At 40.5% G+C, this 13,925-nt stretch carries 14 protein-coding genes and 11 tRNA genes; 23 read left to right on the top strand and 2 right to left on the bottom strand.

The annotated features are described in order from the left end of the window. Positions 1-64: 64 nt before the first annotated feature. Complete coding sequence (locus tag F7731_RS24945; protein WP_151537480.1) at positions 65-544, top strand: PH domain-containing protein; 480 nt, start codon at positions 65-67, stop codon at positions 542-544. Further along, complete coding sequence (locus F7731_RS24940) at positions 537-1,967, top strand: PH domain-containing protein (protein WP_151537479.1); 1,431 nt, start codon at positions 537-539, stop codon at positions 1,965-1,967. Before F7731_RS24945 ends, F7731_RS24940 begins: the two co-directional genes overlap by 8 nt. A 32-nt stretch (positions 1,968-1,999) precedes the next feature. Here the strand turns inward: F7731_RS24940 and F7731_RS24935 are convergent, their stop codons facing one another. Beyond that, a complete protein-coding gene (locus F7731_RS24935) occupies positions 2,000-2,596 on the bottom strand; it encodes a rhomboid family intramembrane serine protease (protein ID WP_151537478.1) in 597 nt (198 codons plus the stop codon). Between the two features lie 358 nt (positions 2,597-2,954). Here F7731_RS24935 and acpS point away from each other — a divergent pair, with 358 nt between their 5' ends. From acpS to F7731_RS24890, 9 genes are all read left to right on the top strand, one after another. After that, positions 2,955-3,308: a holo-ACP synthase gene (gene acpS, locus F7731_RS24930; protein ID WP_151537477.1), complete on the top strand. Its 354-nt coding sequence runs from the start codon at positions 2,955-2,957 to the stop codon at positions 3,306-3,308. Positions 3,309-3,684: 376 nt separating this feature from the next. Beyond that, the gene (locus F7731_RS24925) at positions 3,685-4,692 is read left to right on the top strand and encodes a LolA family protein (RefSeq protein WP_151537476.1); all 1,008 of its coding nucleotides are present in this window, start codon (positions 3,685-3,687) and stop codon (positions 4,690-4,692) included. Positions 4,693-4,887: 195 nt separating this feature from the next. After that, a complete protein-coding gene (gene alr, locus F7731_RS24920) occupies positions 4,888-6,057 on the top strand; it encodes an alanine racemase (protein ID WP_151537475.1) in 1,170 nt (389 codons plus the stop codon). Positions 6,058-6,491: 434 nt separating this feature from the next. Then, complete coding sequence (locus F7731_RS24915) at positions 6,492-6,773, top strand: CopG family ribbon-helix-helix protein (protein ID WP_151537474.1); 282 nt, start codon at positions 6,492-6,494, stop codon at positions 6,771-6,773. Positions 6,774-6,777: 4 nt separating this feature from the next. Next, on the top strand, positions 6,778-7,128 hold the full coding sequence (gene ndoA, locus F7731_RS24910; protein ID WP_151537473.1) for a type II toxin-antitoxin system endoribonuclease NdoA: 351 nt from the start codon (positions 6,778-6,780) through the stop codon (positions 7,126-7,128). Positions 7,129-7,405: 277 nt separating this feature from the next. Further along, positions 7,406-7,750 (top strand): STAS domain-containing protein, encoded by a 345-nt coding sequence (locus tag F7731_RS24905; protein WP_151537472.1) that lies wholly within the window; start codon positions 7,406-7,408, stop codon positions 7,748-7,750. After that, complete coding sequence (gene rsbW / locus F7731_RS24900; RefSeq protein ID WP_151537471.1) at positions 7,734-8,207, top strand: anti-sigma B factor RsbW; 474 nt, start codon at positions 7,734-7,736, stop codon at positions 8,205-8,207. The genes F7731_RS24905 and rsbW overlap by 17 nt, the downstream gene beginning before the upstream one ends. Continuing rightward, on the top strand, positions 8,185-8,982 hold the full coding sequence (gene sigB, locus F7731_RS24895) for an RNA polymerase sigma factor SigB (protein WP_151537470.1): 798 nt from the start codon (positions 8,185-8,187) through the stop codon (positions 8,980-8,982). The genes rsbW and sigB overlap by 23 nt, the downstream gene beginning before the upstream one ends. A gap of 139 nt (positions 8,983-9,121) precedes the next feature. Further along, entirely contained in the window at positions 9,122-11,302 is a 2,181-nt protein-coding gene (locus F7731_RS24890; protein WP_212031247.1) for a Tex family protein, read from the top strand. A gap of 65 nt (positions 11,303-11,367) precedes the next feature. On the opposite strand, the gene cmpA is transcribed toward F7731_RS24890, so the two are convergent. Then, positions 11,368-11,481 (bottom strand): cortex morphogenetic protein CmpA, encoded by a 114-nt coding sequence (gene cmpA / locus F7731_RS24885; RefSeq protein ID WP_151537468.1) that lies wholly within the window; start codon positions 11,479-11,481, stop codon positions 11,368-11,370. A gap of 206 nt (positions 11,482-11,687) precedes the next feature. Here cmpA and F7731_RS24880 point away from each other — a divergent pair, with 206 nt between their 5' ends. The 12 genes from F7731_RS24880 (at position 11,688) to F7731_RS24825 (ending at position 13,802) form a co-directional block, all read left to right on the top strand. Continuing rightward, positions 11,688-12,161, top strand: coding sequence for a SprT family protein (locus F7731_RS24880; RefSeq protein WP_151537467.1), 474 nt, complete (start codon positions 11,688-11,690; stop codon positions 12,159-12,161). Positions 12,162-12,666: 505 nt separating this feature from the next. Then, positions 12,667-12,741 (top strand) — tRNA-Asn (locus tag F7731_RS24875). A gap of 7 nt (positions 12,742-12,748) precedes the next feature. Next, positions 12,749-12,839: transfer RNA gene (locus tag F7731_RS24870), tRNA-Ser, on the top strand. 15 nt (positions 12,840-12,854) lie between these two features. Further along, positions 12,855-12,926, top strand: a tRNA-Glu gene (locus F7731_RS24865). 21 nt (positions 12,927-12,947) lie between these two features. After that, positions 12,948-13,024 (top strand) — tRNA-Asp (locus tag F7731_RS24860). 6 nt (positions 13,025-13,030) lie between these two features. Further along, positions 13,031-13,105, top strand: a tRNA-Gln gene (locus tag F7731_RS24855). A 10-nt stretch (positions 13,106-13,115) separates the two neighbouring features. Further along, positions 13,116-13,191: transfer RNA gene (locus tag F7731_RS24850), tRNA-Lys, on the top strand. A 70-nt stretch (positions 13,192-13,261) separates the two neighbouring features. Next, positions 13,262-13,346, top strand: a tRNA-Leu gene (locus F7731_RS24845). A gap of 62 nt (positions 13,347-13,408) precedes the next feature. Continuing rightward, a tRNA-Leu gene (locus F7731_RS24840) sits at positions 13,409-13,494 on the top strand. A gap of 61 nt (positions 13,495-13,555) precedes the next feature. Next, a tRNA-Arg gene (locus F7731_RS24835) sits at positions 13,556-13,632 on the top strand. 4 nt (positions 13,633-13,636) lie between these two features. After that, positions 13,637-13,713, top strand: a tRNA-Pro gene (locus F7731_RS24830). A 15-nt stretch (positions 13,714-13,728) separates the two neighbouring features. Continuing rightward, a tRNA-Gly gene (locus F7731_RS24825) sits at positions 13,729-13,802 on the top strand. The last annotated feature ends 123 nt before the right edge of the window (positions 13,803-13,925 follow it).

Raw genomic sequence — 13,925 nt, 5'->3', positions numbered from 1 at the left:
TCCTCAATGCTTCTGTCATGCTAATGTATACTATATAGACGTAGGAATATGCAGGAGGTCGGACATGGTTTTAGAACCGCAAAAAAGAATATCGGAAAAAGGTTTGACGGTTTGGAGAATTTCCGGTGCGATCCATTCACTGATTTCGCTTCTGGTTGCTGGGAGCATAATTGGACTGACGATCGTGTTTGATTGGCCGATTTGGATTATAGCAATAGCAACTTTATTATTTGTTATCGATGCGTATGTAGTTGTGGTGCTCATTCCATCCTTAAGATGGAAGCGCTGGCGATATGAAGTGAGAGAGAATGAAATCGAGCTTCAGCATGGTATATTCGTTATAAAAAGAACACTCGTACCAATGATAAGAGTTCAGCACGTGGATACGAGACAAGGACCGATCATGTGCAAATACGAGCTCGCGACCGTAACCGTTTCTACCGCAGCGACGGTTCATGAAATACCAGCACTCGATTTGGATGAGGCAGAGGAGCTTAGATTCTTCATTTCTAAACTAGCAAGGGTGGCTGATGAAGATGTCTGAACCGAAAAGACTTCACCCGATTTCAGCTGTCTTTAACTTTTTAAAGCAATTGAAGGATTTAATTATTCCATTTCTTGTGTTTGTTGTTTTTGGCAGCAGAGATGGCAGCTGGCAATTGCTTATTTCTTTAGCTGTTGTCGTTATCATCCTTATTGGCGGGATCCTTTCATGGCTAAAGTTTACATACCGGCTAGAAGAAGGGGAGTTGAGGATCGAATACGGCATTTTTGTAAGAAAAAAGAGATATATCCCGATCGAGCGTATTCAGAGCTTAGATTTATCTGAGGGAATTTTGCAGCGACCATTTGGCCTTGTGAGAGTGAAGGTAGAAACAGCTGGTTCGAGCGGCAAAGGAGAGGCAGAAGCTGTACTAACGGCCATTTCAAAGGAAGAGGCCAATCGTATTCAGCAATTGCTTTTTTCCGCGAAAAACGATCTTAAAGACGCAGGCATCGATGTTTCCCATCACAAAAATCAAAGTGAAACACTCTATCAAATATCACCTAGGGAGCTATTGCTTTTAGCATCAACCTCAGGGGGAGTTGGAGTTGTTTTATCGGCAGTTTTCGCTTTCGCCTTTCAATTTGAAGACATGATTCCTTATGAAAAGCTATTTAAAGGTCTGGGGGATGTCATATCAAACGGAGTTATTTTAATCAGTATTCTTGTGTTTCTCGGCTTTGTCGTTGCATGGGTAATTGCCTTAGTAGGGACAATGGTTAAATATGCAGGGTTTACGGTAAATAAATCGGGTGATGATCTCGTAATTACGAGGGGGCTTTTAGAAAAGCGGCAGCTGACCATTCCCTTAACCCGGATTCAAGCTATTCGAATATCAGAAAATTTAGTTAGACAGCCTCTAGGATTCGGGACTGTTTATTTAGAAAGTGCAGGCGGCTCAGCTACTGACCAGGAAAGTGCCCGTGTCATGCTCCTGCCAATCATTAATAAGAATCACATTGTCAAAGTTTTAGCGCCATATTTAGCGGATTATTCCTTCGAACCGACCATCAGGCCCGCTCCGAGGAGAGCAATCAAACGCTATATATTCAGAGGGCTTCTTTACAGTGTGCCAGTAGCTGCGGCAGCGATTATTTTTTTCAGACCATGGGGATATTTGGCTCTTTTATTCGTCATCTTCTCTGTAGTATGGGCGTTTATTAATTATAGAGATGCGGGATTTGAAATAAGGGACTCACAGCTTACCTTAAGGTATCGTGCGATAAATAAGACAACGGTTTTTATGAAAAGAAATCGTATTCAATCTTTAAACATTCAAGATAGCTATTTACAAAGGGGAAAAGATCTTGGGACCATTTCAGCTGTTGTCATGTCCGGATCCGGGGGAGCGGGCGGTACAGTTGTTGATCTAGAAAAAAACGATTTACATGACATTTATAAATGGTATTCTTATTCGAAGTAAAAGCGCCGGTTAGGCGCTTTTTGTCTAGTGAATCACCAATTTTTTTTGTTTTTTAGGAATGCTATCCCTAACAGAAATCCCGCTAACAGGCCGAAGAAATGGGCTGTAATATTGATATTTGGTTGTAAAAAAGTCATAATCAAAGCAATAATTGTGATTGTCAAAATCAGTTGGGAATTGGCCTTCGACATGAGATCTTTTCTAAATAGAATGATGGAAGCATAATAGCCGAAAAGTCCAAATATCGCTCCGCTTGACCCTACATGAATATAAGTTAACGGCTCTATAAGGAAAGTTGCGATATTCGCAGCAATCCCAGCTATGAGGTATACAAAAATAAATTTTCCTTTTCCGAGTATTCTCTCTAAAGCTGGCCCAAAAAGAACCAGGGAAAAGCTATTAAAAAGCATATGGGTAAAATCACTATGCAAAAAAACAGGTGTAAGCAGACGCCAATACTCACCATCTGCAATATAAAGGTTCACCCCAGCAAAGTTTTCATACATCCATAAATGAGGGACCCATGGAATTTTCGAAATAACATACAGAACAAGATGAATAAAAATGATAATAGAAACAATGGGATAAAATCGCAAAAATTCTTTAAAGCTTTCTGTCCGTATAAACATAATGCTCCTCTTTTCTCTCCTTATTACTTCCATAATAGCCGAAATAAATAATAAATATATGATTATAATGTATATACCGCTGAAAGCTTGGCTGTCTTATCGCAGATTAACGGGCAGTAAAACTCCTACCTTAAAACTTTAGATAACTCGGAGAAGTCTAGGTGGGAGATCAACTGCCCGTAAAGGCCCGATTTAAAGAACGCAGACTAAGAGCGCCACGTCCTGTGGCAACGTCTGCGTGACCCACATCCTGTGGGCCGCATCTAACATTCAGTGGGAAAAGACACCCCACTGAATGAAGTTGTACTTTATACTATTGATTATGTCGATTTTACTTTAAATAGAAGGATGATGATTGATGATTTCCGGAATTGGAATAGATATTGTTGAACTGGACCGCATACGAATAATTTTTGAGCGGCAGGAAAAATTTGCTGAAAGAATACTGACATTAAAAGAGAGGCTTGAGTTTCTTCCATTAACACCGCAAAGAAAGATCGAATTTTTAGCTGGGCGGTTTGCGGCGAAAGAGGCTTTTTCGAAAGCGCTTGGGACTGGAATTGGCGGAGAACTTTCGTTTTTAGATATTGAAATTGAAAAAGATGAAAAAGGGAAGCCGTTTATTTCTAAACCATTAGGAAAAGGTGTACATCTTTCTATTTCCCATAGTAAAGAATACGCCGTTGCCCAAGTGGTAATTGAAGAAGTGTAAGGTGAATTTTGCAATCTCAACTCAGCAAGTAAAGTCGAGAGGTTTCATTCTACTACGCTGGTGATTACTTCGTACATCAAGAACAAGTTCTGCCGAATCCGACAACGATTTAGTTATACACAGAAAAAAGCTTGTCATTCCACCTAGCATAATTCAAATGGTTGTCTCATATATTCATAGTGCAATAGGAGACAAGGCTAGACAACCGGACTCTCAGCGTTTCCAATCTGTCTGTCCTTCTCTCCTTCGTGATTAGCGCAAATCAAAGTCAGTTTTCAACATGGAACAAGAATGGATTACAAAATTCTATGTTGACAAATTGGCTTCGTGCTGTGGCTGGACAATACACTGAATAGAGGCAAAAGGGGTTGAAGGAATGAGGAGAAAGTGGTTAATGCTGCTAATCGGTATATTGGCAGTACTTGCATTGTCTGCTTGCGGAACGAAATCCAAAGAAGATGTTGAAAAGGATTTAAACGCAAAGGTTGAGGAGCTAAAAGGGTACAAGGCAAACGCGACCATGACACTAGAGGTAGGAACAGAGCCGCAAGTATACGAAATTGAGGTTTGGCACAAAGATCCCGCCTATTACCGTGTCAATCTCAAAAATGCCCAAAAGGATCAAAGTCAAATGATTCTTCGCAATGACGAAGGTGTTTTTGTTCTGACGCCAGCCCTGAACAAAAGCTTCCGATTCCAAAGCGAATGGCCTCAAAACAGCAGTCAAGCCTATCTTTACGAATCTTTGGTAAAAGATATTACGGAGGACAAAGAGGCGAAATTTACAGCAACGAAAACTCATTATGTATTTGAAACAAAAACAAGGTATCAAAACAATCAAGTTCTGCCAACACAAGAAATCACATTTAAAAAATCTGACCTATCGCCAGTCAGTGTTAAAGTAATGGATACAGATAGAAAAGCTCTTGTTAAAGTAGAGTTTTCAGATGTGAAGTTTAATGCTGCTTTTGATAAAAAAGATTTTGATATTCAAAAGAATATGACAAGAGCTCAACTACATGTTCCAGTTTTGGCTGAAGTCGGAAATGAGGAATTCTCAGTGAAATATCCTTCAGAATTCCCAGGCGTGAGTTTAACAGATGAGAAAGAGGTCGCTATAGATAACGGCAAGCGGGTCGTCTTAACATATGAAGGGGAGAAATCCTTTACAATCGTTCAGGAAAAAGCGGTTGCTATGCCTGTAACATCGTTTACTAATGTAAATGGCGAGCCAGTGGACTTAGGCTTTACAATCGCGGCACTTTCCAATAATACGATTAAATGGACGTACAATGGAGTCGACTATGTCATTGCATCGAATGATCTTACAAAAGAAGAACTCATTGAGGTTGCACAGTCGGTTCAAGAAAGTACAGTAAAATAAATCAAATTTAAAAAGGCTCTGATAAGAGCCTTTTTTCATGAAAATAGATCTTGAAAAAGTGGTTGAATTTACTGAAATCATGAGAAGATTAAATAATTGTACTAGGAATATTCCTAAAAATTCGTTAATTCAATTGACAAACCTGTCGAAGGAGGTCGATAATCGACATATAAACAAGAAAAAGGGTGTTCAAAGATGTTGAAAATCGAAGAGTGCCAAACGGCTTTTTATAGAGATACTTGGGCAGAAATAAATTTAGATCATATATCTTATAATATTGCAGAATTGAAGAAGCATGTGCGTGATGAGGTGAAAATCTTTGCCGTTGTGAAGGCGAACGCATATGGGCATGGGGATGCTGAGGTAGCTATTGCGGCCTTGGAGGCAGGAGCTTCCTATATTGCTGTCGCGATCCTTGATGAAGCATTTTCATTAAGGAAAAAAGGAATCACTGCTCCTATTCTTGTGCTTGGTGTGAGCCGGCCAGAAGATGTGGAAATAGCTGCGGAACTTAATATTACATTGACAGTTTTTCAAAAAGAATGGCTTGAGAAAGCAATACATTGTATCAGCCCCAAGCATAAATTAAAGCTCCATTTAAAGCTTGATACGGGAATGGGTAGAATCGGCATTCGCAGCAAACAGGAATTAGAGGAAATCGAAGCTCTTGTTAGCAGCAATCCCGCTTTTTTAATTGAAGGAATATTTACTCACTTCGCAACTGCAGATGAGTTAGATACGACTTACTTTAATAAACAGCTTGAGCGATTCAATGAAATGATTTCGTGGTTAAAGCAAACACCTGAAATCATTCATACGAGTAATAGCGCGGCCGCATTAAGATTTCCACAGGCCCATCTTCATGCAGTCAGAATGGGAATCGCGATGTATGGGTTAATGCCATCGATTGAGATGGAGCCGACACTTCCTTATCCTTTAAAGCCATCCTTTTCACTTCATACGAAGCTTGTAAATGTCAAAAAGGTACAAAAGGGAGAGACAATTAGCTACGGGGCAACATATGAGGCGCAAGATGATGAATGGATTGGAACGCTGCCAATTGGGTATGCTGATGGATGGACACGCAAACTCCAAGGACAAGAGGTTCTTGTTGATGGAAAGAGAGCCCCAATTGTCGGCAGAATCTGCATGGATCAATGCATGGTCAAGCTCCCTTCAGAATTACCTGTTGGAACTGAAGTAACGCTGATTGGCCCACAAGGAAATGAGACCATTTCAGCAGATGAAATTGCGCAAAAACTTCAAACCATTAATTATGAAATTACTTGTATGATGGGTGCAAGAATTCCAAGGGTGTACAAGAAAAATGGGCAAGTCACCAAGATCGTTAATAGCCTTCTTTAGGTCAACAGGCACTATCTATTTAAGTTCGTATGATCTCTTACTCTTGGGGAAGAGATCAAAAAAATTCTTCCGATATGAATGTAAAGCCTTATCGCAGATTAACTGGCAGTAAGACTCCCCACTTAAAGGATTCAAGTATAACAATGAAGAGCAAGTGGGGACTCAACTGCCAGTAATGGCCCGATTGGTTCAACTAATAATCAGTGGAGGACGGAAACTATCTAGAATACCCGTCCTATCGTAACGTCCGCCTTAGCATTACCGTGCGTCGGAAATCTCCACTGATTAAAGTTTCACTTTATGCATAAAAGTTTAATTTTTTGGCTGATAATAGAGGAGAATTGATAAATCCCCTTTGCATGAGGTCAGATTGATGTTAATATTAAAAATGGTAGATATAAAATGGTGTGTAGTGATGGTGGAGGTGTTTGTTTGTGTCTGAATCCAGCGCGACAACAGAGATTATGGTAAAATTACCGCAACATCTTGTAACCGAGTTAGATGGCTTTGTTAAGCAAGAAAACGTTAATCGGAGCGAATTCATTTATCAAGCAACCAAAATGTATTTGCGTGAGCGGAAAAAGAGACAAATCCGTGAGTCCATGAGACGTGGTTATATGGAGATGGCGAAAATAAACTTGACGATTGCATCTGAAGCATTTCTAGCAGAATTCGAGGCAGAACATACAGTTGAACGTCTAGTTAGCGGAGGGTAACCCCTTGATTGTCAAACGTGGTGACGTTTATTTTGCAGACCTATCCCCAGTTGTTGGTTCAGAACAAGGTGGCGTCCGTCCAGTGCTGATCATCCAAAACGACATCGGGAATCGGTTTAGTCCCACAGTAATTGTTGCTGCAATCACTGCTCAAATTCAGAAGGCTAAGCTGCCTACTCATGTTGAAATTGATGCCAAGCGTTATGGCTTTGAACGGGATTCGGTCATCTTATTAGAACAGATTCGAACAATCGATAAACAGCGATTAACCGATAAAATAACCCATCTCGACGATGAAATGATGGAAAAAGTGGATGAAGCCTTACAGATTAGCTTAGGTCTCATCGAATTCTAGAGTAAAATACGCTCTTACTGTAAGGGCGTTGTTTTTATTTGTGCGTCTGACAATTGAACTAATATTTAATATAATTTATTATCATCTACCCGCGGCAAGCATTTCTTTTAATGCTTGCTTTTTTTATTGGCTTGCCAAACGTAATTTTCTGTACCCTCTACATATTTTTTTCAAACAAAAACTGAATAAATTAAATTTATTTTAAATAAATAGGTTTAGATAAGTTGTAAACAGGGAAGAAAATCCCCAATTGATATGTTAAAAAGGTGGGTCAGTTATGAATATATCAGTGAAAATTCAAGAGGAAGCAAATAAAATTAAAGTGGATATTCAAGGAGAGATTGATGCTTTTACAGCTCCGAAGCTTCGAGAAAGGATATTTCCCTTGACAGATAAAGAAGGGGTGGAAATGATCATTAATCTTTCTAATGTTTCTTATCTTGACAGTACAGGGCTAGGCGTGTTTGTCGGTGTTTTTAAAAACCTTCGTTCAAATAACGGAGGTCTTCAGATTATCGGTTTATCTTCGCGTTTAATGAGACTTTTTAAAATGACTGGACTTGCTAATATTATCAATATTTCGGGCCAGAGTGAAGGTGAAGTAAATGAATCAACCTTTTGACTATATTGAAATCAAAGTTCCCGCTAAAGCTGAATTCGTCAATGTGATCCGGCTAACTTTATCGGGTATTGCCAGTCGGATGGGCTTTTCCTATGACACTATTGAGGATTTGAAAATAGCTATTAGCGAGGCATGTACAAATGCTGTTCAGCATGCATATAAGGCAGAAGAACAAGGGGAAGTAGTCGTTGGGTTTGGAGTGTATGAGAACCGTTTGGAAATAATGGTTGCCGATAATGGAAAAAGCTTTGATTTCCTCTCTGCAAGACAAGGAATTGGGCGATATGAAAAAACCGATTGCGTTGAATTTTTGCGTGAAGGAGGTTTAGGACTGTACTTGATTGAGTCTTTAATGGATGAAGTTAGAATCCATAATAAAGAGGGTGTGACAGTGTTCATGATCAAATACCTAGAAGGAGAGCGGGTGGAGATGGATGCTAAGACGATCTCAACCTAATCAAAAGTCGAAGGAAGAAATAAACCAGCTCATTAAAGCTTATCAGCTTCATCAAGATGAAGAGGCTCAAAACACGCTCGTTCTTTATTATCAAAATCTGGTTGAATCCATTGCCCGTAAATATTCTAAAGGCAAAGTTTTGCATGAGGATATTACACAAGTTGGACTTATTGGTTTACTCGGAGCGATTCGTCGTTATGACGAAACATATGGTAAGAACTTTGAAGCTTTTGCTGTGCCGACAATCATTGGCGAAATTAAACGATTTTTGCGTGATAAAACATGGAGTGTTCATGTCCCTCGCCGGATCAAAGAGCTCGGACCAAAAATTAAGACCACGGTTGAAGAGTTAACTGCCAAGCTGCAAAGATCTCCGAAGATGAATGAGATTGCTGAACAGTTAGACATAACGGAGGAAGAAGTCATAGAAGCGCTAGAAATGGGCAAAAGCTATCATGCGCTTTCTGTCGATCATTCCATCGATGCTGATTCGGAAGGCGGAACAGTTACGTTGCATGATCTTGTCGGTCATGTGGATGAAGGCTATGGAAGAATTGACCAAATACTTGTTTTGGAAAAAGCGCTTTATGTATTAACAGAGAGAGAAAGAGAAGTTATTCAATATACTTACTTAGAAAACTTAAGTCAAAAGGAAGCGGGAGAAAAGCTGGGCATATCCCAAATGCATGTATCCCGGCTTCAAAGACGGGCGATTAATAAGTTGCAAGAAGCGATTCGTGCAGATACATTTAATCAGGAGTTTCCTTCGGACTAGAACAAAATATTTTTTCGTGAAGCTACCTATAACTAGGTTAGCTTCCTTTTTCACTTTGGCATAGTTGGTACTATCGCTATATGAAACTTCATCAAGAATTTGGTAAAATAATTAATAAGACTAAATGGCTGGGGGTTAAATGTTGGAGACTACTATTGCGAAGAAAGATCAAGTGTTAGAAAGAATTGCTTCGGAACAATCGTTATCAGTGAAACAGGTGAAAAATACAATCAGCCTGCTTGAAGAAGGCAATACGGTTCCTTTTATTGCCCGTTACCGTAAGGAACGAACTGGTGCATTAGACGAGGTTCAAATTCGGGATATTATGGAGCGCTGGCAATACATACAAAATCTTGACCAAAGAAAAGTAGAGGTCATTCGCTTAATTGATGAACAAGGAAAGCTAACAGACGAATTGCAAAAACAAATCCAAGCAGCAGAGAAATTGCAGGAAGTTGAGGATTTGTATCGCCCGTATAAACAAAAGCGCCGGACAAAGGCAACTGTTGCAAAGGAAAAAGGTTTAGAGCCCTTTGCTGAATGGATGCTAGCCTTTCCTTCAACACAAGCTCCAGAAGAAAAGGCAACGGAGTTTCTCTCTGAAGAAAAAGGAGTACATACAGTAGAGGACGCAATCTCCGGAGCAAAGGATATCATTGCTGAGCTGGTGTCTGACGATGCAGATAGCAGAAAGTGGATTCGTCAGCAAACGGCTAAGACTGGTACGATCGAATCGACCGTGAAGGATGACACAAAGGACGAGAAAAAAATCTTCGAAATGTATTATGAATACGAAGAACCGATTTCAAAAATTGTTCCGCACCGGACATTAGCCTTAAATCGTGGTGAAAAGGAAGAAATTTTACGCATCAGTATTAAACCAAATACCGACTTTATTTTGAAATATTTACATAAAAAATGGATTAAGAATGAGAAATCACCTGTTGCAGTCTTAGTTCAAGAAGCATATGAAGATGGCTATAAACGTTTGATCCAGCCATCGATTGAAAGAGAAATCCGCAATGAATTAACGGAAAAAGCAGAAGAGCAAGCGATCATGATTTTCTCAGAGAACTTGCGAAAATTACTGCTGCAGCCGCCGTTAAAAGGGAAGGTCGTCCTGGCGGTAGACCCTGCTTACCGAACGGGCTGTAAGTTAGCGGTCGTAGATGAGACAGGTAAAGTTCTCAAAATCTCTGTAATTTACCCGCATCCGCCAGTGTCCAAACAGAAAGAAGCAAAGGCTCAAATCATTGACATCATTCATAAGTTCCAAGTGAAAATGATCGCTATTGGAAACGGAACAGCTTCAAGGGAGACTGAACAGTTTATTGCGGATATTTTGAAGGAACTTAAAGAAGAGGTTTATTATCTGATCGTAAATGAAGCGGGAGCGAGTGTTTATTCTGCTTCTGATTTAGCAAGAGAGGAATTTCCGGATCTGCAAGTGGAGGAAAGAAGCGCAGTGTCCATTGCACGCCGTCTTCAGGACCCGCTAGCAGAGCTTGTGAAGATTGATCCTAAATCAGTTGGAGTAGGGCAATATCAGCATGACGTTTCCCAAAAAAGATTATCGGAATCATTAACCTTCGTAGTAGAAACAGCTGTTAACCAAGTGGGTGTTAACGTAAACACAGCGTCCCCATCCTTGCTTCAAAATGTAGCAGGATTATCGAAAACAGTCGCAAACAATATTGTCAAAATGCGCGAGGAAGAAGGAAAGTTTTCAAACCGGAAGCAGTTGAAAAAAATCCCTCGCCTAGGAGCCAAAACGTATGAGCAAGCAATCGGTTTTTTAAGAATCATTGACGGAACAGAGCCGCTAGACCGGACAGGCATCCATCCAGAAACATATCCTGAGGTCATCAAGTTGCTTGTTAAATTAGGCTTTAAAACGAGCGATTTAGGCTCTGCGTCATTAAGGGAGTCACTTACTCAATTAAATGTGGCAGACACCGCAGCTGAATTAGGTGTTGGAGAACTAACATTAAAGGATATTATCGATGCCCTTGTTAGACCTGAAAGGGACCCGCGCGATGAGTTGCCAAAACCACTCTTAAAGAAGGATGTCCTTCAGCTAGAAGATTTACAGGCTGGCATGGAGCTTCAAGGAACGGTTCGTAATGTGGTAGACTTCGGCGCCTTTGTTGACGTTGGCGTAAAACAGGATGGACTTGTTCACATCTCCAAGTTAAGCCGTCAATTTGTTAAGCACCCATTAGATATTGTTTCCGTTGGAGATGTCGTAACTGTTTGGGTTGATTCAGTGGATAAACAAAAAGGGCGAGTGGCATTAACGATGCTTGCTCCGAATGAATGATTGCAATCTGTAAAGCGCTAGGTGTTATGCCTAGCGCTTTTTTGGTCTTGTCGCAATTAAGACTTTTACGAACAATGTTTTTTTCTGTAGATAAACCAACATTGGTTTAACAATTTTATTTGATATCGATCTTTTTCAAAGAAAGCACGCTGCATTTGATTTTGAAACCAAACAGGCATTGAGAGAACCTCCTTGATCGTCATTCTGGATGTCATCTATTTTTTGTTTTGGTGCATTTCAGTATTGGAAAGAAAAAGAGAAGATGGCTAGAGCACATTTGAACGTTGTCTGCAGGCTCAATTGGCACTGTCAAATATTAATGGGTATATATAACATATGCTATAATAGGTTGTCATGTTCACAATAATATAGAGGTGGATAATGAATGGATGATAAAGAACTGCAGCAATTAGTTAAAGAGATATCGCTTAATAGCTTTCGTAAACCGTTCCGGCATAAGGCTTATTTCAACACAAGACTTCGTTCAACTGGCGGACGCTACTTGCTGGACAGCCACCATATTGAGATAAATAGAAAATACTTTGAGCAGCTTGGACAGGAAGAGTTGGTCGGAATTATTAAACATGAGCTATGCCATTATCATCTCCACCTTGAAGGTAAAGGATATAAGCATAGAGACTTGGACTTCCGCCTCTTGATGAAAGAAGTCGGTGCCCCAAGATTTTGCTCACCTCTCCCTGAACGTACCAAAACGAAAACAATTAAGAAAATCATCGTCTATAGTTGTGTGAAGTGTAGTCAAATATATGAAAGAAAAAGAAGTATTAACACAGATAGATTTGTTTGTGGAAAGTGTAAAGGGAGATTGCAAAAGGTTAGGGAGGTTAAGTGGGGTTAGCTTTATTGGGGATTGTAAGGATTATTGCTTTGCTAGGAATATTAATCGAGAACTTGTGTATGGACCTGTCACGGGGACTATTTTTGTTGGACGGCTCTCGGAATGCGCTCTATGACAGCTTCATGGCGACCGTTTTGTTTGTGAGGTAGATGAAGCGCGCTCCATGAGAGCATCATGACGATCATTTTGTTTGGAAGGTTCCTCGAAAAACGTTCCATGAAAGCATCATCACTCGTTTTCCTTAGAATGTTCTCTAAACGCTATCCATAAATACTTTAAACCCCGATGCCCGTGGTAACCTCAAATATTAGTAAAACGATTTTTATAAAATTTATTGAAATCAGCTATATTATAGATGTTATCTGATCAATACAAAAAAATGATATTTTTTTAAAAAACATTGTTGACTTTTAGTAATTAGGTTTTTATAATAGTAAGAGTCGACAAGATGATAAGTGATTAAGACATTAATCTTCACTATCAAATTTCGGCAAGATAATATTATTCCGCAGTAGCTCAGTGGTAGAGCATTCGGCTGTTAACCGAACGGTCGTAGGTTCGAATCCTACCTGCGGAGCCATATATATGGGGAAGTACTCAAGAGGCTGAAGAGGCGCCCCTGCTAAGGGTGTAGGTCGCGTAAGCGGCGCGAGGGTTCAAATCCCTCCTTCTCCGCCAGATATTTTCATCTATGGCCCGTTGGTCAAGCGGTTAAGACACCGCCCTTTCACGGCGGTAACACGGGTTCGAATCCCGTACGGGTCACTTTTAAATTAGAAACAATATGGTCCGGTAGTTCAGTTGGTTAGAATGCCTGCCTGTCACGCAGGAGGTCGCGGGTTCGAGTCCCGTCCGGACCGCCATTTTATTGGGCTATAGCCAAGCGGTAAGGCATCGCACTTTGACTGCGACATGCGTTGGTTCGAATCCAGCTAGCCCAGCCATTTTTATAACGAGCCATTAGCTCAGTCGGTAGAGCATCTGACTTTTAATCAGAGGGTCGAAGGTTCGAGTCCTTCATGGCTCACCACCTTAAAGTAAAATAATGACGGATTACATTTACTGTTAATTTTTGGTTTAAGGTTTATAGTTTATAGTTTGCGGGTGTGGCGGAATTGGCAGACGCACCAGACTTAGGATCTGGCGCCGCGAGGCGTGGGGGTTCGACTCCCTTCACCCGCACCAATAATTACTAGTTGAATTCCTTAATGATTTTTGTTATTATAGTTTTTATCACTTCTTAATAAGCGGTCGTGGCGGAATGGCAGACGCGCTAGGTTGAGGGCCTAGTGGGGGCAACCCCGTGGAGGTTCAAGTCCTCTCGGCCGCACCAAAAAAAGTTGTTGACAACTAGAAAGAAATGTTTTATACTATAAAAGTTGCTTTAAAAAAATGCGCCCGTAGCTCAATTGGATAGAGCGTCTGACTACGGATCAGAAGGTTATGGGTTCGACTCCTTTCGGGCGCGCCATTAACGGGAAGTAGCTCAGCTTGGTAGAGCACTTGGTTTGGGACCAAGGGGTCGCAGGTTCGAATCCTGTCTTCCCGACCATTATTTTAAATATATGCGGGTGTAGTTTAGTGGTAAAACTACAGCCTTCCAAGCTGTTGTCGTGGGTTCGATTCCCATCACCCGCTCCATTAGATAGTTCTTTGAAAACTGAACGAACAAAACGTCAACGTTTTAGTCTTTTTATCAAAAAGACATTATGAGCTAATCAACTCACAATTTATTGGAGAGTTTGATCCTGGCTCAGGACGAAC

Origin of the sequence: Cytobacillus depressus (assembly GCF_008923245.1) — a bacterium.
Classification (GTDB): domain Bacteria; phylum Bacillota; class Bacilli; order Bacillales; family Cytobacillaceae; genus Cytobacillus; species Cytobacillus depressus.
The sequence above is the reverse complement of the archived record's forward strand: the minus strand, read 5'-3'. Positions and strand labels throughout refer to the sequence as shown.